At 68.4% G+C, this 22,238-nt stretch carries 22 protein-coding genes; 12 read left to right on the forward strand and 10 right to left on the reverse strand.

Annotation, left to right across the window (positions count from 1 at the left end):
• Nucleotides 1-2 precede the first annotated feature (2 nt).
• The 3 genes from P0W64_RS05850 to P0W64_RS05860 all read right to left on the reverse strand — a co-directional run bounded on the left by P0W64_RS05850 (nt 3) and on the right by P0W64_RS05860 (nt 2,448).
• Nucleotides 3-1,025, reverse strand: a complete 1,023-nt coding sequence (locus tag P0W64_RS05850) for an LLM class flavin-dependent oxidoreductase (protein ID WP_275479128.1) — start codon at nt 1,023-1,025, stop codon at nt 3-5.
• Nucleotides 1,022-1,480: an ester cyclase gene (locus P0W64_RS05855; protein ID WP_275479129.1), complete on the reverse strand. Its 459-nt coding sequence runs from the start codon at nt 1,478-1,480 to the stop codon at nt 1,022-1,024. The genes P0W64_RS05850 and P0W64_RS05855 overlap by 4 nt, the downstream gene beginning before the upstream one ends.
• Before the next feature lie 185 nt (nt 1,481-1,665).
• Nucleotides 1,666-2,448, reverse strand: a complete 783-nt coding sequence (locus tag P0W64_RS05860) for a phytanoyl-CoA dioxygenase family protein (protein WP_275479130.1) — start codon at nt 2,446-2,448, stop codon at nt 1,666-1,668.
• Nucleotides 2,449-2,708: 260 nt separating this feature from the next.
• Between P0W64_RS05860 and P0W64_RS05865 the strand changes: the two genes are divergently transcribed.
• The 4 genes from P0W64_RS05865 (at nt 2,709) to P0W64_RS05880 (ending at nt 9,448) form a co-directional block, all read left to right on the forward strand.
• Nucleotides 2,709-4,088, forward strand: coding sequence for a PLP-dependent aminotransferase family protein (locus P0W64_RS05865; protein WP_275479131.1), 1,380 nt, complete (start codon nt 2,709-2,711; stop codon nt 4,086-4,088).
• Between the two features lie 193 nt (nt 4,089-4,281).
• The gene (locus tag P0W64_RS05870) at nt 4,282-6,879 is read left to right on the forward strand and encodes an ATP-binding cassette domain-containing protein (protein ID WP_275479132.1); all 2,598 of its coding nucleotides are present in this window, start codon (nt 4,282-4,284) and stop codon (nt 6,877-6,879) included.
• Nucleotides 6,876-8,612: an ATP-binding cassette domain-containing protein gene (locus P0W64_RS05875; RefSeq protein WP_275479133.1), complete on the forward strand. Its 1,737-nt coding sequence runs from the start codon at nt 6,876-6,878 to the stop codon at nt 8,610-8,612. The genes P0W64_RS05870 and P0W64_RS05875 overlap by 4 nt, the downstream gene beginning before the upstream one ends.
• Nucleotides 8,613-8,674: 62 nt before the next feature.
• Nucleotides 8,675-9,448: a hypothetical protein gene (locus P0W64_RS05880; RefSeq protein WP_275479134.1), complete on the forward strand. Its 774-nt coding sequence runs from the start codon at nt 8,675-8,677 to the stop codon at nt 9,446-9,448.
• Between the two features lie 23 nt (nt 9,449-9,471).
• On the opposite strand, the gene P0W64_RS05885 is transcribed toward P0W64_RS05880, so the two are convergent.
• Complete coding sequence (locus P0W64_RS05885; RefSeq protein WP_275479135.1) at nt 9,472-10,326, reverse strand: SDR family oxidoreductase; 855 nt, start codon at nt 10,324-10,326, stop codon at nt 9,472-9,474.
• A gap of 97 nt (nt 10,327-10,423) precedes the next feature.
• Here P0W64_RS05885 and P0W64_RS05890 point away from each other — a divergent pair, with 97 nt between their 5' ends.
• Entirely contained in the window at nt 10,424-10,852 is a 429-nt protein-coding gene (locus P0W64_RS05890; RefSeq protein ID WP_275479136.1) for a helix-turn-helix domain-containing protein, read from the forward strand.
• On the opposite strand, the gene P0W64_RS05895 is transcribed toward P0W64_RS05890, so the two are convergent.
• Together P0W64_RS05895 and P0W64_RS05900 are read right to left on the reverse strand one after the other, a co-directional pair.
• Entirely contained in the window at nt 10,785-11,429 is a 645-nt protein-coding gene (locus tag P0W64_RS05895; RefSeq protein WP_275479137.1) for a pyridoxamine 5'-phosphate oxidase family protein, read from the reverse strand. The two genes, P0W64_RS05890 and P0W64_RS05895, sit on opposite strands and share 68 nt — an antisense overlap.
• Before the next feature lie 4 nt (nt 11,430-11,433).
• The gene (locus P0W64_RS05900) at nt 11,434-12,765 is read right to left on the reverse strand and encodes an MFS transporter (protein ID WP_275479138.1); all 1,332 of its coding nucleotides are present in this window, start codon (nt 12,763-12,765) and stop codon (nt 11,434-11,436) included.
• 93 nt (nt 12,766-12,858) lie between these two features.
• Between P0W64_RS05900 and P0W64_RS05905 the strand changes: the two genes are divergently transcribed.
• Entirely contained in the window at nt 12,859-13,257 is a 399-nt protein-coding gene (locus tag P0W64_RS05905; protein WP_275479139.1) for a helix-turn-helix domain-containing protein, read from the forward strand.
• On the opposite strand, the gene P0W64_RS05910 is transcribed toward P0W64_RS05905, so the two are convergent.
• Entirely contained in the window at nt 13,233-13,997 is a 765-nt protein-coding gene (locus tag P0W64_RS05910; protein WP_275479140.1) for a helix-turn-helix transcriptional regulator, read from the reverse strand. The two genes, P0W64_RS05905 and P0W64_RS05910, sit on opposite strands and share 25 nt — an antisense overlap.
• 134 nt (nt 13,998-14,131) lie before the next feature.
• Between P0W64_RS05910 and P0W64_RS05915 the strand changes: the two genes are divergently transcribed.
• Nucleotides 14,132-15,247, forward strand: coding sequence for an MFS transporter (locus tag P0W64_RS05915; RefSeq protein ID WP_275479208.1), 1,116 nt, complete (start codon nt 14,132-14,134; stop codon nt 15,245-15,247).
• A gap of 26 nt (nt 15,248-15,273) precedes the next feature.
• Nucleotides 15,274-15,804 carry a GNAT family N-acetyltransferase gene (locus P0W64_RS05920; protein ID WP_275479141.1) on the forward strand — a complete coding sequence of 177 codons (531 nt, stop codon included), beginning with the start codon at nt 15,274-15,276 and terminating at the stop codon, nt 15,802-15,804.
• Here P0W64_RS05920 and P0W64_RS05925 read toward each other — a convergent pair.
• The gene (locus P0W64_RS05925) at nt 15,797-16,996 is read right to left on the reverse strand and encodes an acyl-CoA dehydrogenase family protein (protein ID WP_275479142.1); all 1,200 of its coding nucleotides are present in this window, start codon (nt 16,994-16,996) and stop codon (nt 15,797-15,799) included. The genes P0W64_RS05920 and P0W64_RS05925 overlap by 8 nt on opposite strands.
• A gap of 108 nt (nt 16,997-17,104) precedes the next feature.
• Between P0W64_RS05925 and P0W64_RS05930 the strand changes: the two genes are divergently transcribed.
• Nucleotides 17,105-17,578 carry an META domain-containing protein gene (locus P0W64_RS05930; protein ID WP_275479143.1) on the forward strand — a complete coding sequence of 158 codons (474 nt, stop codon included), beginning with the start codon at nt 17,105-17,107 and terminating at the stop codon, nt 17,576-17,578.
• 4 nt (nt 17,579-17,582) lie between these two features.
• On the opposite strand, the gene P0W64_RS05935 is transcribed toward P0W64_RS05930, so the two are convergent.
• On the reverse strand, nt 17,583-18,065 hold the full coding sequence (locus P0W64_RS05935) for an SRPBCC family protein (RefSeq protein WP_275479144.1): 483 nt from the start codon (nt 18,063-18,065) through the stop codon (nt 17,583-17,585).
• A gap of 18 nt (nt 18,066-18,083) precedes the next feature.
• Nucleotides 18,084-18,416, reverse strand: coding sequence for a metalloregulator ArsR/SmtB family transcription factor (locus tag P0W64_RS05940; protein WP_275479209.1), 333 nt, complete (start codon nt 18,414-18,416; stop codon nt 18,084-18,086).
• A 128-nt stretch (nt 18,417-18,544) separates the two neighbouring features.
• On the opposite strand from P0W64_RS05940, the gene P0W64_RS05945 reads away from it, so the two are divergent.
• The 3 genes from P0W64_RS05945 to P0W64_RS05955 are packed head-to-tail and all read left to right on the forward strand — an operon-like array spanning nt 18,545 to nt 22,235.
• Nucleotides 18,545-19,993: an amidase gene (locus P0W64_RS05945; protein WP_275479145.1), complete on the forward strand. Its 1,449-nt coding sequence runs from the start codon at nt 18,545-18,547 to the stop codon at nt 19,991-19,993.
• Nucleotides 19,990-21,462, forward strand: coding sequence for an ABC transporter permease subunit (locus P0W64_RS05950; RefSeq protein ID WP_275479146.1), 1,473 nt, complete (start codon nt 19,990-19,992; stop codon nt 21,460-21,462). Before P0W64_RS05945 ends, P0W64_RS05950 begins: the two co-directional genes overlap by 4 nt.
• Nucleotides 21,459-22,235, forward strand: coding sequence for an amino acid ABC transporter ATP-binding protein (locus P0W64_RS05955; protein WP_275479147.1), 777 nt, complete (start codon nt 21,459-21,461; stop codon nt 22,233-22,235). Before P0W64_RS05950 ends, P0W64_RS05955 begins: the two co-directional genes overlap by 4 nt.
• The last annotated feature ends 3 nt before the right edge of the window (nt 22,236-22,238 follow it).

Here is a 22,238-nt window from a genome sequence, read left to right on the forward strand (position 1 = left end):
GGCTACGCGAGGTAGCCCATCCGTCTGAGTTCCGGCACGACCTTCGTGCCCAGCAGTTCGACACCGCGTTGCGGTGTCAGCCCCAGCGGTGAACAGAACTCGACTCTCCGCGCGCCGGCGTCATAGATCTGTGCTGTGTGATCCACCAGGTCACCGGGTGTACCGCAGAATGCGAAGTCGTCCAGAACATCCTCCGGGATCAGCCGCCCCGCCTCTTCGTAGTGATGTTGTCGCAGTAGCACCTCCATGCGGTCCAGCAGACCCGGCTCGATCGAATGAGTGCGATCGAGCCCGGCGATGACCTGGAACGACAGTGCCACCTCGGTCCGCGCCCGCCGGCGTGCGGCGTCACGGTCGTCGTCGACCACCGTGATCGCCGTGAGAACGATGTCGACCGAACCGGGTGCGCGGCCCGCCGCGGCTTCGCCGGGAGCCACGAGGCCCGCCATCACGGGGACCATGCGCGGATTGGCCGAACCACCGACTTGTACCTGGTCGGCGACCTCACCTGCGAGGTGGGCGAGTCGTGGGCTCCAGGTCCCGACCATCACCGGTACGGCTCTGCGGAGGACCGGATAGTGCGGCGCGGTCCCGGCGTCGATGCTGTAGACCGATCCCTGGTAACCACCGCCCTCGGCTTCGAGAACCGCGCTCACCACCCCGAGTGTGTCCCGGATCGCGGCGATCGACCTCGTGGAATCGATGTGAAGCTGATCCATCCACGCGCCTCGGGCGATTCCCATGAAGATCCGTCCGTTGGACAGGTTGTCGAGATATGCGATCTCGCCGGCGATCTCGACGGGGTGGCGGGTCCACGGCGTGTAACAGCCCGAACCGAGCCTGATGCGGTCGGTCGCTGCGCACATCGTCTGCATCACCATCGCGGGCGGTTGCATCATGAGATCACCGAACACGGTGATCACGTCGAAGCCGTGTGCGTCGAGCGCCGCCGCCAGAGGACCGTACGCCGACGGCTGGAGGCTGCCGCCGTACCCGACGCCGATCTGCTTCGCCTCAGCCGTCATCGGTCTCCCCCGATGGTCGTGAGGGCGGAAGGCAGGACGCGCATCTGGCGGATCATCTGTACCGAATCCCAGCAGTCGACGTTGAGCGAGACCAGTCCGTCGGCGAAGCGGTACCGCGAGATCCCGGCGAACTTCACCACCGTCCCGGTGCGGTCGACTCCTTCGTAGTCGCCGAGCCATGTAGCGGTGATCGTCCAGGCGGTTGCGCCGAAGTGCTCCGACGCATCGATCTCCGAGAAGTCCAAGGAGAAATCGGGCATGGTCTCGTAGACGCCCTCCGCGAACGTCCGCACACCGGACCTCCCGCGGTGGGTCTCGCCCAGTGCGAGATCCTGGTACCGGCAGTCTTTCGTGAACAGCGAAGTCAGCAAATCGATATCCTGCGAGTTCCACGCCCGTGCGACGTCCTTCAGGACCGCCGCGTTGTCGGGGTCCGCCGTGTTGTCAGGTGCCATCGAACGATCTCCTCGAAGAGTGATCGACGTCCCTTGAGACGCCGGCTGCCTGGCGCCATCGCCGCCAGCTCATCCGACACTACGAGTGATGGCGGGTCGTGGTCATGGTTCCGCGCTGTTGCGGCGTACGGGATCCTTTACCTCCCAGCAGTTTCACCCATCGCGGAGACCAGGCCGGGCTGCGATCAGAGGCACCCCGCGACGATGGCGCGAGCGACGGGAGTGAGGTCGCCGTCGGGCGCGAGATCCGCGGGAGCGCCGAGCAGGGGCGGCTGGGCGAGGAAGCGCGGCCTGCGGTCGGGGCCGGGGCGCAGCGGCTGTGCGGCGTGAACCAGGAACGGGTGACACAGGTACACGTCGCCGGCGCGGCCGGTTGCGGCAGCCTCCGGGAGGTCCGATGTTGCGGCGTACTCCGCGCCGAGCGCGCCGATCTCAGCACCCTCCTCTCCGTATCGTTGCAGCATTCCGGCGAGGCGGCGATGCGAGCCCACCCGGATCCGGGTCGGTGCGTCGCCGATGTCGACGTCGGAGAACAAGAACAGCATCAGCAGAGCACGCCCCCTGCTGTGCGCATTCACCCTCCAGCGCAGAAAGTCGTCCGGCTCGTCTCCGGGGAAACTCGCATCGACGTGCCAGCCGTCGTCGCCCGGCTCCGCCTCCGATGGGAAGCGAACGGGGAAGGTGCCCAACGAGACCCGCGGCACCCATCGCTCGGGCCCGACGAGGCGGTCGGCCGCCTGCGCTAGCGCAGGGGCGGTCGCCGCGGCACGGAAGGGGGCCTCGCCGTGCTCGCCAAGGCGGATCACCGGCCGGTCCCACGTCGAGGGGGCATCGCGCTCGACGCCCATCTGTTCGAGCTCGTCCCACAGGACGTTCCTTGCTGCACTCGCGATCTCGGGCGCGAAGGCCCGGCGCACCGCGATGAAACCATCGCGGACGAACGTCTCCACCTGCTCGTCGGTCAGCACACCAAGACTCTTGCATCCGAGGGTGCCCGGGCGCCATCGACTTATCGGTCATGGTCTCATCGGCCAGCCGGAAGCCACGCGTATGTGCCGTCGGCGCATCGAATCTCACGTACCTCGAGATGCGATCCTTGGCGAGGTCGCCGCCGACGACGGTGATCGCGCACCGTCGGGTGCGGACGCGAGGGCTTCGCGGGCGCACGCGCTCGACGAGGTCCGCTTCCACGCAAGCCGTCGGTGGATCCAGGATAAGCTCCGATTCTATGACGCGATCGGGTACCACTTCGGGGCCGGAGCTGCTCGTCGAGTTGGACCGCAACAGCCGGGTCCCTCTGCACCGGCAGCTGACCGACGGTGTGCGCGAGGCGATCCGGGACGGCCGTCTCGCCGCCGGCAGCAGGATGCCGTCCACACGCGTGCTCGCCCACGACCTCGGCGTCTCCCGCCGCCTCGTCGTGGACGCCTACGGGCAGCTGGTCGCGGAAGGTTTCCTACGAAGCACTCAGGGATCCGGGACCCGGGTGACCTCCGTCGAGGCTTCGGTGGCGCCTCGTCCGCGGGCCACGCGGGGCCGCGTCGACATCGACTTCTCGCCGGGCGTTCCGGACCTCGCGGGCTTCCCGCGCCAGGCGTGGCTGAAGGCCCTGCGGCAGGGACTCTCCGTGACGGAGTCGAGCGCGCTCGGCTATGTGGAGCAGCACGGCCTGCTGCGTACGCGGATCGCGTTGGCCGAATACCTCGCTCGTACAAGGGCGTTGGACACGGACCCCGAGCGGATCGTGCTGTGTTCCGGTGTCACACAGGGGTTGATGCTGCTCGCGCGCTGCGTCGAGGGGCCGATCGCGATGGAGGAGCCCGGATTCTGGGCGCACCGGCTGATGCTGGAGCACAGTGGCGCCCGCCCATTGCCGGTCCCGGTCGACGGTTCCGGCCTGGACGTCGGCGCGTTGGCCGAGAGCGGCGCGCGGGCGGTGCTGGTGACGCCGTCGCATCAGTCGCCTACCGGCGTGGTGCTCTCCGCTTCGCGCCGAGCGGAATTGAGTGGATGGGCCCGCGAGGGTCGGTTGGTGATCGAAGACGACTACGACGCCGACTATCGCTACGATCGGGCTCCCGTCGGTGCGCTACAGGGCATCTCTCCCGACCGGGTCGCGTACCTCGGTTCGGTCAGCAAGACCCTCGCGCCGGGTGTGCGGATCGGGTGGATGGTGCTGCCCACGGATCTCGTCGAGCCTGTGCGGACTGCGAAGATCGTTGCCGACAATGGGAGTTCGGTGCTCGACCAGATCGCTTTCGCGGAGTTCCTCGAATCCGGATCCTACGATCGGCACCTGCGGCAGATGCGCAAGCGTTACGCGGAGCGGCGCCGCGCGATGCTCGAGGCGCTCTCGCGCCACCTCCCCGAGGCGACAGTGCTCGGCGCCGCCGCCGGCGTACAGCTCAGCCTGGAGTTTCCCGACGGCTACCCCGTCGACACCCTGATCCGCCGGGCGTCGGAGCTGCGCGTGCGGGTCGACCCGCTGGCACGCTGCTTCGCCGATCGTGCGGCGGCGCGACCCGGCATGATCCTCGGCTACGCCGACGTCACCGAGTCGCAGATCCGCACCGGCGTCGAGTTGCTGGGCCGTGCCGCTCACGTGTGACGGCGATGTCCTCCACCGATATCCGGCGGCCGAGGGTTCTACGCAGAACCGAACGCCGTGTGGGACTGCGGCCGACTCGTGTGTGTGGCCGAACTCTCATACGGGGTGGATAGAGAAGAGAGGCTACCCTATCCTCTAAGTCGCGCCGGGCCTGAGGGGTGGCGCCTACAGCGAGTCGAGGATCGGGGGCGGGATGGCCGCACGTGGATTCGGCGGAACCGTGATGCGCGCCTACGGGGCGCGCGATCACATCGGGACCGTCCTGGAGGTCGTCACACTGACGGAACACTGCATACGCGTGCGATTCCACTCGGACACCCTTTTCGAGGACGCCGTCGCAGGTCCCACCGCATGGATTCGCGGGTGGTTCCCAGACGGGAAGGGGAAGGAGTTCCAACGCGGTTACACGTTCTCGGAGTCCGACCCCGCTACCGGCGATTTCGCGCTTGATTTCGTCTTGCACGAGCCGTCCGGCCCGGCCTCGACATGGGCCCGCGCTGCGGCGCCGGGCGACACCCTGTCGATGATGTCCATGAGCTCGATTCCGTTCGAGGTGCCGGACACCGACAGGCCGGCCGGCTACCTCCTGCTCGGGGACTCCGCGTCGATACCGGCGATCCGCACGATCCTCGAGGTCGTTCCCGACGACGTAGACGTGGAGGTCTATCTCGAGCAGCACGATCCTGCCGACCGCGACATCCCCCTGACCCCCCACCCGCGGATGCGGCTGCACTGGGTGGCCCGTACTGATGCGTCCTCACTGGCCTCGGCGCTGGAGAACCGCGACTGGTCCAACTGGTCCGTGTGGGGCGGGCCGGAGACGGGCACCCTGAAGGCGCTCCGTAAGCGGCTCAAGGAGTTCGGCTTCCCCAAGGGGGAGATCCACGCGCGGGCCTACTGGTCGCAGGGGAAGTCCATGGGCACAGAGCGGGACCCGGCCGCCGACGGTGCCCCACTCGTCGAGACCATCGAGCCGGCAGCCGCGCCCATGGCACCCGCGCCCTCAGCTGCATCGTCGGAACCGGAACCGGTGCAGGGGCGTTGGCGTGCTGCCGCGGCAGGGCGACTGTTGGCGCCGCTCAAGGGGAAGCTGATCGTCGCCGGGATCCTGCAGGTGCTGGTGACGCTGCTGGGGCTTGCGCCGTTCGTCCTCCTCGTGGAACTGGGTCGCCGCCTCCTGGGCGGCGCCGCCGGTACGCGGCTGTGGTCCGTCGGCGTTCTGGCTATCGTTCTGCTCGGCGTGAGCGCGGTGGCCGAGGCGCTGCTGCAGCTCTGGCTGCACGGGGTCGACGGAGCCTTCTCGCGCGGCCTGCGACAGCGGCTCCTCGCAAAACTCGCGCGGCTGCCACTCGGCTGGTTCACCACCCGCACAGCGGGTTCTGTGAAGGGGCTGGTGCAGGACGGGCCGCTCGCGCTGCACTATCTGGTCACCCACGCCGTCGTAGACGCGGTGGCCGCCGTGGTAGCGCCCGTCGCGGTGCTGGTCTACCTCTTCACCGTCGACTGGGGCATCGCGCTGTTCCTGCTCGTGCCCGTGCTGGGCTACGTGTTCACGATGGCCCGCATGATGGTGATCTCCGGTCCGCGTATTCCGCAGGCGCAGGTGTGGGCGGACCGGATGAACGGCGAAGCCGGTGCATATCTCGAAGCGCAACCGGTCATCCGCGTATTCGGTGGCGTCATGGCGTCGCGGTTCCGGCGCGACCTGGACGGCTACATAGGGTTTCTCAACGACTGGCAGCGCCCTTTCATACGCGCCAAGACGATCATGGACCTCACGACCCGGCCGACCACGTTCCTGTGGCTCATCGCGGCAGTCGGTACGCTGTTCGTGGTTCTCGACTGGACCGACCCTGTCGACCTGTTGCCGTTCCTCTTGCTGGGCACCACCTTCGGTGCTCGACTGCTGGGGATCGGCTACGGGCTGAGCGGTCTGCGAGGCGGGATGGTCGCCGCGCGCGACATCCAGAACGCGCTGGACGAGCCGGAACTCGCGACGACAGCACCGTCGCCGGCGGTCCGGGACGTGCCGGCCGATCGGGTCGATTTCGAGCGCGTGACGTTCGGCTATCGACCCGATGTGCCGGTCCTGCACGAAGTGTCGCTGACCCTCGAACCGGGGACGGTCACTGCGCTCGTCGGGCCGTCGGGCTCGGGCAAGTCGACGCTGGCGGCGCTGCTCGCCCGATTCCACGACGTCGACTCCGGGGCTATCCGGATCGGCGGGTGCGACGTGCGCGAGATGAGCGCCGAGGAGCTGTACACGCGGCTGGGATTCGTGCTGCAGCAGACCCAACTCGTGCACGCCACGGTCGCCGAGAACATCGCGCTCGCGGTGCCCGACGCCGGGCGCGAGCGTATCGAGGCGGCGGCGCGGGCGGCGAACATCCACGAACGCATCGAGCGGATGCCGCACGGCTACGACACCGTTCTCGGGCCTGATGCGGCACTGTCCGGCGGTGAGCGTCAACGCCTCACGATCGCGCGGGCCCTGCTGGCCGACGCTCCCATCCTGGTGCTCGACGAGGCCACCGCCTTCGCCGACCCGGAGTCCGAATACCTGGTTCAGCAGTCACTCAGTCGGCTCGCGCGTGACCGCACGGTGTTGGTGATCGCGCACCGGCTGCACACCATCGTCGACGTCGATTCCATCGTGGTGCTCGAGGAAGGCCGGATCGTCGAATCCGGTACGCACTCCAGACTGCTGGATGCCGGTGGTCGGTACGCCGAACTGTGGCGCTCGGCCGATGTCCGTAGTGTCAGCGACGAGACTGCAGGAGCCGACCGATGATCCGCACTCTATTCGCCCTGCTTCCGCCTGAGCGCTCGGCCGACGTCCGCCGCTTCTTCGCACTCGCCGTCGTATCGGTGGTCGTCCGGGCCGTCGGGGTCGTGACGCTCGTCCCCCTCGTCGCCGCGCTCGTGCAGCGAGAACACGGGCGTGCCGGGATATGGCTTGTCGCGCTGACCGTCGCCACCGTGATCGGGTGGCTGGTGGACTATCTCGGCTCACGTTACGCATTCGAGCTCGGTTTCGGCGTGCTCGATCATGCCCAGCACAGTGTCGCCGAACGGTTGTCTCGGATCCGGCTGACCTGGTTCGGCGCCGAGAACACCGCGACCGCGAGGCAGGCCGTCGCCGCGACCGGCCCGGACCTCGTGGGCGTCGTCGTGTATCTGGTGGTGCCATTGGTCAGCACGGTGCTACTGCCCATCGTGATCGGCGTAGCGCTGTTCTTCGTCGCGTGGCAGCTGGCTGTTGTTGCGCTACTCGGTGTCCCGCTGTTGCTGGGTGCGCTATGGGCGACCGGTGCGATGACGCGCCGCGCCGATCATGTGGCGGACGAGGCGAATGCCCGTCTCACCGAGCGCATCGTCGAGTTCGCGCGTACTCAACACGCACTGCGGGTGTCGCGGCGCGTCGAACCGGAGCGCAGCCTCGTCGGGGACGCGCTGTCTCGCCAGCACGGCGCGACGGTGCGCCTGTTGCTGATGCAGATCCCGGGTCAGCTTCTGTTCAGCATCGCCAGCCAGATCGCGTTGTTCGCGTTGGCGGGGACGGCAGCGTGGCTCACCGTCGACGGTGGCCTGTCCGCCCCGGAGGCCGTGGCGCTCATCGTCGTAGCGGTGCGCTACCTCGAACCCTTCACGGCGCTGGGCGAACTCGCTCCCGGCCTCGAGACCACGCGGCTGACTCTGCGCCGGATCGGCGCGGTTCTGGACGCCCCCACCCTGTCGTCGGGTGACGTGGGTACGGAGGTGTCTCAGGCTCCGCGGATCGAGTTCCAACGGGTCGGGTTCGACTACGGAGACCCCGACCATCCCGTGCTCGCCGATCTCGACCTCGTCCTCGAGCCGGGAACGGCGACGGCGATCATCGGGGCGTCGGGTTCCGGTAAGAGCACCGTGCTCGGGCTTATCGCAGGGCTCTACGAGCCGACCGCGGGCAGGATTCTGGTAGACGGGACCGATGTCGCCACAATGGATCTCGAGGCCCGGCGGGCTCTCGTGAGCGTCGTGTTCCAGGAGCCGTATCTCATGGCGGGTTCGGTGCAGGAGAACGTCCTCGCGGGGTGCCCGGAGGCGGATGCGCGGAGCGTCGCCGCGGCCACGCGGCTGGCCCGTGTAGACGAGATCACCGCGCGCCTGCCGAATGGTCTGAAGACCGAAGCGGGAGAGGGTGGCTCGGCCCTGTCCGGCGGCGAACGGCAGCGAGTGGGCATCGCCCGCGCGCTGCTCAAGCCCGCCCCCGTCCTGCTGATCGACGAGGCCACGAGTGCGCTCGACAACGAGAACGAGCGTGCGGTGGTCGACGCCCTGTCGGCCGACGACGTTCCCCGTACCCGGGTCGTCGTCGCCCATCGCCGTGCGGGTATCCGACGGGTGGACCGCGTAATCGTCCTCGACGGCGGCCGAGTCGTCGAAACCGGCACCCCAGACGCTCTACTCGCGGCGAGTGGCCGATTCGCGGAGTTCTGGCGGCACCAGGGTGAGGGTGCCGTCTGGAAGCTGACCGACCGTTAGGCACGGAGGAGACGCACAGGAACGGGGCCTACGCTGCGCTGATCGACGACGATCGGAGTCCGATGGCCGGCAGGGCGCTGGCGGTGTTCGCCGCTGCAGTGCTGACGGCCGGGTGTAGCCCCGTGCCGCCAGCGGTCACAGGGCGTTTCGTGTCGCTGCCCGACAGTGCCGGCGGCCACCCGGCTGCGTTCACGTGGACGCCCGACGGTGGTCTCCGGCCCGGTCTGACCATCGTCGACGCCACAGCAGGGGCTCCGAGCGACTGCACTATCGGATGGCCCGTCACCGCATCCGACGGGCACCGCGGTTATCTCACTGCTGGGCACTGTTCGGGCGGATTGGGCGGGGCGACATGGGTCTACACCGATGGCGGCGCCCGCGGCCGCATGGACCTCGGCCCCTACGTGCTGCATGAGGACGACACGCTGCACGACGGAACCATGGTCGACGCAGCAGCCGCGTTCCTGCCTGCCGACACCCCACCCGAGCGCTGGGGGACGTCGGTGGCAGGCCACCCGATCGCCGGCGTCCTCGCACCGCGGGAGGTCGCGGGACTACCGCGGGGGACGCCGGTCTGCATGCTGGGCGCGCGGGCCGGAGCCGTCTGTGGTCCGCTGTTGGACGCGGACACCAAGACGCTGCACTGGGGTGGCTATGCCGTCGACGGAGACTCGGGCGCAGCGCTTTTCGTTGTGAACCCGGATCGGAGCGTGTGCGCCTTGGGGGTTCTACACGACGGTCCGACGGATCGCGATAACACCGTCGCGTACGTCGATCCGGCGTTGCAACGCTGGCATCTGACGATCCCGGTCTCGGCCCAGGCCGAGCGCTGCTGATACCCGGGCCGGGCCGATGAGCCCTACGCGATGATGCTCAGGCCTTCCGCCAATGGCGTCGTAGGGCGGCCGATGAGGCGCGCGAGGGTGCCGTCGGTGTATGCCAGGGCGCCGTTCTCGATGCCCGTGTCGATGGCAGCGAAGAAGCGCGCGGTGTCGGCGTCGAGCCCGGCGGCCTCGAGTGCGGTCGCCCGCTCGTCGACGGTCACGTTCCGGTACTCGACCGGGCGGCCCAGGACATCGGACATGGCCGCCGCGAGATCGCGGTAGTCCCAGGCGGTATCGCCGCCGAGCTCGTACACGGAACCGATGTGGCCGTCCTCCGACAGCACGACGGCGGCCGCCTCGGCGAAATCGGCCCGCGAGGCCGATGCCACGCGCCCGGCACCTGCGGCGGCCGTGAGTACGCCCGTTTCGCGTGCGGCCGTGAGATCGCCGGCGAAGTTCTCGGTGTACCAGTTGTTGCGCAGAATCACGGCGGGCAGACCGGAACGACCGATGGCCTCCTCTGTTGCCTTGTGCTCGGGGGCCAGGACAAGGTCGCTGGTCGTGGCCTTCGGAGCGCTGGTGTAGACGAACTTGCCTACGCCCGCCACCTTGGCGGCGTCGATGACTGCCTGGTGTTGCGGCACGCGCTGCCCGACTTCGGAACCGGAGATCAGCAGTACGGAATCGACACCCTCCAAGGCTGCAGCGACAGTTGCGGGTTCGCTGTAGTCGAGGCGGGCGACGCGGACGCCGCGGGTCGCGAGATCGGCGGCTCTTGCGGTGTCGCGCGCGCCGGCGACGATGCTCTGGGGCTCGGCTCCGCGTGCGAGCAGGCTGTCGATCACGAGACGGCCGAGCTGGCCGGTGGCTCCGGTGACGAGAATGGTCATGGTCGGTCCTTCCGTTGGTTTCACGGAGCACAACCGTCCGACCGTGCACAGGCATTCCAGATCGCCGGTACCCACTTTCAAGTAAGGTACATACCTGATGGAAAGTTTTGCCGATATCAAGGATAAACAGCCGCGGGTGTTCGATCAGGGCTGTAGCTCACGCGTGATCCTCGACCACGTCATGAGCAAATGGGGCGTGTTGGTGCTGGCGTGCTTGTCAGACGGCACTCTGCGCTGGGGCGAGCTGCGTCGTGCCGTAGACGGCATCAGCGAGAAGATGCTCGCCTCGACGCTCCGGACCCTCGGCGCCGATGGGCTCGTCCTCCGTGAGTCGCTCCCGACGGTGCCGCCTCACGTCGAATACAGCCTCACCCCACTCGGTCGCGAGCTGATGCAGCGCATGTTGCCGCTGCTCGACTGGGTGGTCGACCACGCTGACGGGATGCTCGCGGACCGAGTCAGTCCGACGGCGATTCCATCTCCCGCAGGCGGCGCTCGAGTTCGGCGACCCGGTCTCGCAGGCTGATGATCTCCTCGGCATAGGGGCGCACGCGCTCACGCACCTCGTCGACGGTGAGCTGGGGGACGAGGCTGCGCTGACAGTTCCAGTCGAAAGCCTCGACGTCGATCACGATGCTGCGCTCGCAGCGTGCGGTCATCGTCTGGCCGTCGATGGTGCGCAAGCGGGCGAGGAGTTCGTCGTCGCCGTCGATCACGTGCGCGTGGCCGAAGACCTTGAGTCGCAACCTCCGCGCGTAGTCGGCGACGAACAGCGCCACTCGGCCGTCGGCCTCCAGATTCCCCACCGACACGAACTGCCGGTTACCGCGGAAGTCGGCGAATCCGATCCGGTTGCCGCCCAGGTGGTGCAGGAATCCGCGTGGACCACTGCGACACTGCACGTACGGCCAGCCCGACGGGGCAACGGTGGCGATGTGGAATTGGAAGACCGAGGTTATCAGCGCGACCTCGCGTGTGGTCAGTTCCTGCGGGCCCTGGTCCGGCGTCTCCAGTCCTGCCCCGTACGCCACGATGCTGCCTGCCTCGCGCTGTCGCTCCACCGCCTCCGCCCCGAACGCTATGTGCTGGTACCGATGTCCCATGCGTTCATTGTGCGCGCGGTCTCGCTGCGATCGTGGCCAGGAACGCGGCCGGAACGGCCGCAGCTACCAGGGCGACACGAAAGCCGTGAGGGCCGAAGGCGACGGCGATCGCATCGAACAGCGCGATGCCCAGACCGCTACCCACTGCGAACGCGATCTCCTGTAGGGCGCCGACCTGACCGCTGTCCTCGCGCGGAGCCGTCTCGAAGAGGTGTGTGGCGGCCAGGGTCCCGACGATGCCGAGTCCGAGGCCGACCGCCGCGATCGGCAGAGTGATCCCGACCCGCTGCAAGGCGAGCGCACCGAGACCGACTCCCTGTATCGCCAGTGCCGTCCGCACTGCGACGTCACCGACCAGGCGGTTCAGGAACGGTGCCGACAAGCCGCCCGCCGCGGTGGCGGCGGCCTGGGGTACGAGTGCCATGCCCGCCTGTACCGGCGACCATCCCATGTCGTGCTGGAGGTGGATGCTCGTCAGGTACGCGCATGCTGAAGCCGCGCCGCCCGACACGACGATCCGCCCGAATGCGACACGGAAGCGGCGGATCCGGAACAGATCGATCGCGAGGAACGGCGACGCCGACCGGAGCTGTCGCCGCATGAACACGAAAAGGGCGGCGACTCCGAGCAACAGCATCGAAACGCCCGTGAACGGTTCCGATGCGGTCCGCTGGATTCCGTACACGATGCCGCCGATCCCGACGACCGAGGCCGCGATGCTCGGTGGGTCGAACGAGACGTTCTGGGCGGGAGCCGAATAGGGGATCGCCCTCGGGGCCGAGACGGCCGCGGCGAGCGCGATGGGAGCGCACGCTCCGAGTACCCATCGCCAGCCCAGCGACTGCGTGACCATTCCACCGAGCGCGGGCCCGACTGCGTTGGCGGCCCCGAACACGGCGACCCATGCCCCGTTCGCGACAGCCAACGCGCGCCCCCGATACAGATGGCCGATCGTGCCGACGACGCTGGCGATGATCAGCGCGCCGGCGACACCGGAGAGTGCGCGGATCGCGACCACCTGTGCGGTGCTGTCCGCGGCAAGCGCGGCGATGTCGAGCAGTGCGAACGCCGACAGCCCCGCGACCAGTGTCGGTACCCGGCCGAACCGGTCTCCGACCCGTGCTGCGACGACGATCGATACCGCGAGTGCCAACGGGTACACGTCGACCAGCCAGGAGCGGGCTGCCGCCGAGGTGCCGAGATCGCTTGCCATCGAGGGTAGGGCGGTCGTGAGCATGCTGACTGCGAGGCTGGCAGAGAGGATCGCGATGAGAAGGGGGACCAGTGCCCACCGGCCGCCGGCCGCCCTCGCATCGCGTGCGCAGTCGGATGTCATGAGTCCACGCTGGCGGCATACTTTTCACAGCGCAAGTACTGACATCGTGGTGACATACTCACCGAATAGATAGCAATGCTGGAAGGGGACGGTATGCGCGCCCATATAGAGAAGGTCATCGACGCATGGGAGAGCAGATGCTCGGCCGAGATCGCCGTCGCAGTGCTCGGGGGAGCGTGGAAGCCCTCTATCCTGCATGCTCTCGACAGGGCGACCGTGCTCCGATTCGGTGAGCTCACCAGAGAGCTCGGTGAGCCGTCGCCCCGCGTGCTCACACGCCAGCTGCGCGAGCTCGAGCAGGACGGCCTGGTCAGCCGGCAGGTGTATCCCGAGGTCCCACCGCGGGTCGAGTACCGGCTCACCGATCTCGGCACGGGAGCGCAGGATCTGTTGGACGCCATGGCCGCGTGGGGGATCGGGTTCGTGGCCGCGGCCAGGGAGAAGGGGGCAGACGCCTCGGCAGCGGATCAGCGGTCGGGTGACTCCGCATAGGTGCCCGGGGTGCGGCCGTAGGCGCCGCGGAAGGCGTCGATGAACGCGCTGGGTGTCGGCCACCCGGTCAGGTACGCCGTGTCCGTGACCGAGCTGCCCTCCACCAGCAGGATCAGGGCGCGATGCAGACGTAGCTGAGTACGCCACTGCGGGAACGTCATTCCGAGCTCGGAACGGATCAGCCGACTCATGGTGCGCGCGCTCGAGTCGCACAGATCGGCAAGCCGGCTCAGGTCGAGGGGGCGGGTCAGGTCGCCCTCTATCGCGTCCCGGGCGGCGACCAGGCGTGGGTCGCGCGGGGTGGCGACGCTCAGCGGCTCGCGCGGCTGGTGCCATAGCTGATCCACGAGCACGGCCCGCAGCCGTGCCTCCTCCTCGTGGCACGCGACGGCCCGGGGATCGTCGGGCCTGGAGCAGGCCACGATGAGCTCACGTAGCAGTGGGGTGACTCCGACGATCTCGGGCCCCACGGAGAATATCGGGTAGAGGGTGGAATCGAGTCCGACGCAGTGGAATCGGGTATCGCCGTAGAACCGGTGCTCATGCCACGTCCCGGCCGGGATCCAGACCGCGCGATCGCTGGGCGCGAGCCAGGTGCCACGCTCGGTGGTGACGGCTACCGCGCCCCGGCTCGGATACACGACCTGGTGCTCGTGGTGATGGTGCCGTTCGATCGTGTCCCCGGCGATACGCGACTGAGACGCCGTCGGGTTCGCATGCAGTTGGCCGATATCCGACATGACTAGGCAGATTATCGGAAGTCTGCCGTGGCCCGCCAGGCATAGCGTGAACAGCACGGTCAGACAGGAGGATTCATTCAGTGACCACGACGCAGGCCCCGATCGGCGCCACGAGGATGCCGCTGGTGCGGCGCATGGGCGTGTGGATGACGGCTCACGCCGTCGACGACTTCTACCAGGGGCTCATCCCTGCCGCTATCCCGTTCTTCGTGCTCGACCGCGGCTACAGCTACACCGCGGCTTCGGGGCTCGCGCTCGCGGCGACGCTCGGCAGCTCGCTACCGCAGCCGCTGTTCGGGATCATTGCGGACCGCCGCCGCATGCCGTGGATGTCGCCTCTCGGCGTCACGGTGGCAGGCGTCGGCGCGGGGGCGGCCGGCCTCGCGCAGCAGTACTGGCTCGTGTGGGCGATGCTCCTGCTGTCGGGCTTGGGCGTGGCAGCCTTCCACCCCGCGGCGGGTAAGGGCGCGCGCCGCGACGCCGCCGGAAGCACAAGCGCCATGAGTCTTTTCGCGGCCGGGGGAAGTGTGGGGTTCTTCCTGGCCCCGGCGCTGGTCACGCCGGCGCTTGTAGAGCTGGGCCTGGGTGCGACGGCGATCTTCGTTCCGCCCGCCGTCCTGATCGGTTTCGTGCTGTGGCGACACGAACTCCGGGCTCGGACACGGGCGACGACGGTGACCGACGCCGCTGGGCGCGATCGCTGGGTACCTTTCGCGCTACTGACAGCACTCGAGGTCGCGCGGTCCGTGACGTTCTTCGGGGTCAACACGTTCATCGGCGTGTACTGGATCCGTGGCCTCGGCGCGTCGCAGGGGCTGGGCGGGATCGCGCTTGCCGCGTTCCTGGTGGGCGGTGTCGGCGGGACGCTGCTCGGTGGGCGGCTCGGCGACCGCCTCGGCGCGGTCCGGGCGGTGCAGGCCGGCAGCATGCTCGTCATACCCGCATTGATCCTATTGCGTGTGGTGCCGGAACCCCGTGTGGCGCTTGCCTGTGCGGTCCTGGCGGGAATCAGCGTCAACCTCCCGTTCGGGGTGCTGGTGAAGTTGGGGCAGGACTATCTACCGAGCCGGCCGGGCACGGCAGCAGGCGTCACGCTGGGCCTTGCCGTCAGCGTCGGCGGCCTGTTCACTCCGGTGCTCGGCGAACTCGCCGACCGCCACGGCCCGGGCGCGGTGTTCACCGCCCTGTGTGCGGTTCCGGTGGCTGCCGTCGTGCTGTCCCTGATGCTGCCGCAGCCGGACGGGGCGTGACGTCGGTCGAGTGCGAGACTGGGAGCATGACGCGAGCGCGGCGGGTGACGGTGGGGGAGATCGAGCCGGAGGCGCTTGCCGCGCTGGCGGCGCGCACGTTTCCGCTCGCGTGCCCGCCGGAGCTGTCGGCTGAGGCCGTCGGCGCGTTCATAGCCGACAATCTGAGCCCGGCGGCGTTCGCCGCACACCTCGCGGATCCCGGTGCGCACGTCTACGTCGCGGGGGCGGCGGCTGCGCCCGTCGGTTACGGCCTCGTGCTGCACGGCGTCCACGGCGATGCGCCCGGGTCGTGGGTGCGCCAGAGGACCGCATACGTGTCCAAGCTCTACGTCGACCCCGGTGAGCACGGCGGTGGGATCGCGCGGGACCTCATGATCGCGGCGCTGGACGGCGCCAGAGCCGACGGATGTGCCGCAGCCTTCCTCGGGACGAATCGGAAGAATGTGCGCGCCCGGCGTTTCTATGCCAAGCAGGGATTCGAGGTGGTCGGGGAACGGGTCTTCGTCGTGGGCGGGATCGATAACACCGACGATGTGCTCCTGCTCGCACTCACATGAGGCGGCGCTTCTCCGCTCGTACCAATCCGCCGCCGATGATCAGCCGTTGGATCTCGCTGGTGCCCTCGTACAGCCGAAGCAGCCGGACGTCGCGGTAGATCCGCTCGACCGGCACGTCGCGCATGTAGCCGCTGCCGCCGTGAACCTGCACTGCGAGATCCGCTACCCGCCCGACCATTTCGGAGCAGTAGAGCTTGGCCACCGACGGTGCTGTTCGCCGATCCGTGTTCTCGACCCAAGCGCGAGCGGCGTCGCGCACCAGCGCGCGCCCCGTCATCACGCCCGTCTGCTGGTCGGCGAGCATCGCCTGCACCAACTGGAAATCCCCGATCACCGTGCCGCCCTGCGTCGCCGTCGCGGCGTGCCGCACCGACTCGTCGAGGGCTCGCTGCGCCTGTCCGACGGCCATCGCCGCGATATGTACGCGTCCGCGGGCGAGTGACGTCATGGCCGCCCGGTATCCAGCGTCCGCATCGCCCCCGACGAGGGCGTCGGGCCCGACTCGTACGCCCGCGAACGCTACGTCGGAGGTCGTCGAGCCGTCCTGGCCCATCTTGGCGTCCTTGGCGCCCACCGTGATTCCCGGCGTGTCCGCGGGCACCAGGAATACCGCGATGCCGGGCCCGGAGGTGTCCGCCTCGCGGGTGCGCGCGAACACCACGAACAGATCCGCCGACGGCGCATTGGTGATGAAGCACTTCCCGCCGTCGATGACCCAGCCGTCGCCGTCGCGCTTGGCGGTGGTGCGCAGGCCCGCCGGGTTGGAGCCGGCGCCCGGCTCGGTGAGGGCGAACGACGCGATGACGTCACCCGACGCGAGTCGGGGCAGCCACGCCTCCTGTTGCCCGCCGGTGCCGAACCCCACCAGGACCTGGCCCGCAATGCCGTTGTTGGTGCCGAACATCGAACGCACCGCGAGCGATGTGTAGCCGAGCTCCATCGCGAGCTCGACGTCCTGCTGCAGATCCATCCCGATGCCGCCCCACCTCTGCGGCAACGCGAAACCGAAGAGACCCATCTCGGCGATCTGCTCCCGTAGGTCGGACGGGACAGCTCCGGTCTGCATGATCTCCACTTCGCGCGGTAGCACGCGATCGCGCACGAACCGGTGCACCTGCGCGAGGATATCGGCGAATACGTCGTCGGGCAGCTCGCGTTCGACCTCGGTGCTGAATATCGGGGCGGTGTGCATGCGACCACTATCCGCCGCCCGCCCGTTCGCGTTCAACGGGTTCCGACAACCACCGTCCGTACTGCGGTATCAGAAAGAGTCTCTTGCGTTGTTTTGTAAGGTGGACATATGACCAGACGTACTCGTATGACTTTCGCGCGCGCAGCCGCAGCGGCCGTCGCGGTCGCCTCGGTCGTGACCGTCGCGCCCGGCGCGTCGGCGGCTCCTGTCGGCCCGGGCCTGCTGCCGCCGGTGACGCCCGTGGTCGGGACTCAATGGCGTCTCGTCTCGACGGGTTATGCGCGTACGGCGCCCAAGGCGTATAAGGACGCACACGCATCGTTCACTCTGAGCTCCAAGGGTGTCGGCGGCAACGACGGGTGCAACGGTTTCGGTGGGGATGCCGAGGTGCGGGGTCATTCCGTGACGTTCGGCCCGTTGATCTCCACGATGATGGCCTGCATCCGTCCCGGCGCTGGTGCCATCTTTCATGAGGCGTTCAAGGGTACGAGGACCTTCACCGTGGTCGGGAACCGCCTGCATCTGCAGGACGGTCCCCGCGGCTACTGGAACTTCGTGGCCGAGAAGCCGGTCGACCGGTAGCGCTCTACAACGTGTCGCCGGCGAGCAGGCGGTCGAGCTTCGCGTAGCCCTCGTCGACGCCCGTCTCCATCCCGCTCTCCAGCATTGCGTCGCGCGCAGCGAAGCCGTCGACGATGCTCCGGCCGTGCAGGCGGGTGCGCCCGTCGCCCAGGTCTTCGAAGGTCATCGTGTCGAGGGAGACGCCGTCGGGCATGCCCTCCCACGTGAATGTCTGCACGAGCCGGGTGGGTGAGACCTCGTGGAAGCAGCCGTGGAAGGCGAACTCCTCGTCACCTCGGCGTTGCACGAAACGCCAGCTGCCGCCGGTGCGCGCATCCCAGTAGTCGATCGTCGTCTCGAGGTCGTCGGGGCCGACCCAGCGCATGTACAGCTCGGGGTCGGTGTGCGCCTTCACCAGTTGTTCGACACTTGCGGCGAAGTCACGTGTGATGCTGATGGCGGGGATGTCGGGGTCGGCGCTGATAGTGGCCTTGGTGTGCGTGGTCATGATGGATCTCCTTGCTGATCAATCCGGTTCGGGATTGTCGAGTTCTGCGAGTAGGGCGTCGAGGCGTGCGTATCGCTGCTCTGCGCGTACGCGGTAACGCTCGATCCACGCGGTCATGTCCGTGAGGGCGTCTGCCTCCAGGTGGGCCGGTCGGGTCTGCGCCTTGCGGCCACGACTGATCAGCCCCGCCTTCTCGAGCACGGAGAGGTGCTTCGACACGGCCTGGATGCTGACGCTGTAGTGCTCGGCCAGTTGACTCAGCGTGGCGTCACCGATGGCGAGCCGGGCGACGATGTCGCGCCGGGTCGGATCCGCGAGGGCGGAGAATGCCTGAGATAGCTGGTCCGTGATATCTCCTTCCTGCGTATTCAACCGATCTATTGAACACGCTACATCGAGTGAGGCAGGTGTTCAACCCCTTGGTTGAATACCGGTGGAAATGCTGGGCACGTGGTCCCGCGAGTGATAGGAACGACACCATGCCCATGCACGCCTTCAGTGACGACGCCCTTGGTGCGTCGGACGCCCTCGCTCTCGCGGACGCGGTCCGCACCGGAGCCGTCGCCCCCCGCGAGCTGGCGGCGGCGGCTCTCTCGCGCGCAGAAGCCGTCGCTGCGCTGAATGCTGTCGCCCATACCGGCTACGACGAGTCGCGGCCCATCCGGGGCGGCCTGTTCGCGGGCGTGCCGACGTATGTCAAGGACAACACCGACGTCGAGGGGATGCCGACCCGATACGGCTCCGCCGCGTTCGGTGGTCGGCTCTCTCGCAGGACTTCCGCTCCCGCGAGACAGTTTCTAGCGCAGGGATTCACGCCGTTGGGCAAATCGACGATGCCGGAGTTCGGGCTGACCGCGTCCACGGAATACGCGGGCGTCGGGCGACCTGCGGCCGGACCGACCGCGACGGTGCGGCCACCGACACGCAACCCATGGGATCCCGAGCGCTCAGTGGGCGGATCGTCAGGTGGTGCGGCGGCACTGGTGGCGTCCGGAGTGGTGCCACTGGCGCACGGCAACGATGGTGGTGGCTCGCTCCGCATTCCCGCGGCCTGCGCGGGTCTCGTAGGACTAAAGCCGGCGCGCAGCCGGATGCAGGACCCGCCGGGAACGCGGCAGCTGCCGGTGAACCTCGTCACCGAGGGCGTGCTGACGCGTACCGTCCGGGATACCGCACACTACCTGGCTGCAGCAGAAGCGTTCTCTCCCGCAACGGGACTCGATCCGATAGGGCTGGTGCGCGGGCCGTCTGATCGGCGCTTCCGGATCGGGCTGGTCGTCCGCGACGCGCGTGGTCGTGACGTGGACCCGCAGGTGCGTGACGTCGTCGAATCGGCGGCGCGCGTGTTCGCGGGCGCCGGACACACGGTCGAGCCGGTGGAGCTCGAGATCGACCCACGGTTCATCGATGACTTCACGCTCTACTGGGCGGCGATCGCCGGGGCGCTCGTGGCATCGTCGAAGGCGTCGCACGGTAAGGACTTCCGGCCGGCGGACCTCGACCCGTTCACGACAGGTCTACTGGGTCTGCTCAAGCGGAGCTCGTGGCGGATCGGGCCCGCTGTCGCGCGGTTGCGGCAGACGCCCCGGGTCTACGCCCGGCAGCTCGGCACCTACGACATGCTGCTGAGTCCCGTGCTGTCCACGCCCCCGCCGCCGCTCGGGGAGTACCGGCCGGATCAGCCGTTCGACGATCTGCTCGCGCGGCTCGTCGACTACGTCGGCTTCACCCCCTTGGGTAACCTTTCGGGCGCGCCCGCGGTAGCTCTCCCGCACACCGTGATGCCCTGCGGCCTACCGGGTTCGATCCAGTTGGCGGGTGGCTTCGGGGACGAGGCGACGCTGCTCGACGCCGCCTACCAGTTCGAGGCACTGGCACCGTTCCCGACGCTGGTAGGCGCATCGACCGCAGCGGAGGTCCGCGGGTGAGACGCTTTCGCGCGCTGGTCGTCGCGTTCGTCGCGCTGATCGTGATGGCGGTCGGGCTGCCCTCGCCGGCCCTTGCCGCCGGCGCCGCCCCCGAAGGTCCCCGCGCGGCGCCCGTGCTCCCGGTCCCCGGGGTGCTGCGGGTCGGCACCGAGGGCGTCTACCAGGTGTACAGCTACCACGACGATTCGGGTCAGCTCACGGGCTACGACGTCGACATGATCAAGGCCGTTGCCGGAAAGCTCGGTCTACGCGTGCAGTTCGTGGAGACGCCGTGGGACTCGATGTTCGCGGCGCTCGAGTCCGGTCGGTTCGATCTGGTGGCCAACGAGGTCACGGTCAATGACGAGCGCAGGGCGCAGTACGACCTGTCCGAACCGTACATCGAGACCGTCGGGTCGATCATGGTGCGCTCGGACGAGAACTCCATCCACTCACTGGCGGACATCCGCGGGAAGCGCGCGGCGCAGAACCTCACGAGCAACTGGGCCGATGTCGCGCGGCAGGCGGGCGCCCAGATCGTCGGCGTGGGCAGCTTCACCGATGCCGCGAACCTGCTGGCTCAGGGGCGCGTCGATGTCGCCGTCAACGACGGCCTGGTAGTGCGGAACTTCCTCAAGGTGAACCCGAACGCGAAGGTCAAGATCGCGGGCGACACCCCGGACAAGGGGCAGTCCGTATTCGCGGCTCGTAAGGGATCCAGCCTGATGCCCGACATCGATCGCGGGCTCGCCGAGATCAAGGCCGACGGCACCGCGCAGAGGATCTACGACAAGTACTTCGGTGCGTCCGCCGAGACGCAGTCCGCGCCGAGCAAGTGGAAGCTCGTGCAACGCAACCTCGTTCCGCTTCTCAAAGCAACGGTGACGGCGACCGTCCCGCTCACGGCGATCAGCTTCGTGGTGGGGCTCGCCATCGCCCTACTCGTGGCGCTCGCCCGCATCTCGAAGAATCGGATCCTGAGTGGGGCTGCGCGGGCCTACATCTCGGTCATCCGCGGTACGCCGCTGCTGGTCCAACTGTTCATCATCTTCTACGCCCTGCCGGCCCTGAACATCGTGATCGACCCGTTCCCCGCTGCTGCCATCGCCTTCTCCCTCAACGTGGGCGGATATGCCGCCGAGATCATCCGTGCGGCCATCGGCGCGGTGCCCAGGGGGCAGTGGGAGGCGGCCACGACGATCGGCATGGACTACCCGACCACATTGCGCCGGATCATCCTGCCGCAGGCGGCCCGAACCGCTACGCCGCCGCTCGCCAACACTCTGATATCGCTGGTGAAGGACACGTCGCTGGCGTCCACGATCCTGGTCACCGAGTTGCTGCGACAGGCGCAGATCGCGGCTGCGCCCACCTTCGACTTCTTCGCGATGTACGTCGTCGCAGCCGTCTACTACTGGGTCATCTGCCAGATACTGTCGCTGGCGCAGGGCCGCCTGGAGACCCGACTGGAGAGGTACGTTGCGCGATGAGTGATCTGGTGGTGGTGGAGGGGCTGCGCAAGTCCTTCGGCGAGAACGAGGTACTGCGTGGCGTGGACTTCCATGTCCCCGCGGGGTCGGTGACCGTCGTCATCGGGCCGTCCGGTTCGGGCAAGACGACGGTGCTGCGCTCACTCAACGCGCTCGAGCCGCCCGATGCGGGCGTCGTCACGGTCGGCGACGCGACGATCGACTTCGGTGCCGGCCCGCCGAAGCGCGCCGAGCTGGCGCGCTTCCGTGCACAGAGCGCGATGGTCTTCCAGTCGCACAACCTGTTTCCGCACCTGACGACGCTGCGCAACGTGACCGAGGGGCCCGTCGTCGTGCAGCGGAAGCCGCGGGCGGACGCGGAGGCGGGCGCCCGCGAGCTGCTGGCGCGGGTGGGGCTGGGCGATTTCGCGGACCGGTATCCGCACGAGCTCTCGGGCGGGCAACAGCAGCGCGTCGGCATCGCGCGGGCATTGGCGCTCGAGCCGAAGGTGGTGCTGTTCGATGAGCCCACGTCGGCCCTGGACCCGGAGCTGGTGGGCGATGTCCTCGCGGTGATGAAAGATCTTGCCGCGGAGGGTTGGACGATGGTCGTCGTCACACATGAGATCGCGTTCGCTCGGCACGTGGCCGACCAGGTGCTCTTCGTCGACGGTGGCAGCATCGTCGAAAGTGGGCCTCCGGCGCGGGTGATCGGATCGCCGGAGCACCCCCGCACGCGGGAGTTCCTGCGGCGCATCCTCGATCCGCTCGAAGGATCTTCTCCGTTCGATTAGGAC

The sequence above is a fragment of the Tsukamurella sp. 8F genome (assembly GCF_029167375.1).
GTDB lineage: Bacteria > Actinomycetota > Actinomycetes > Mycobacteriales > Mycobacteriaceae > Tsukamurella.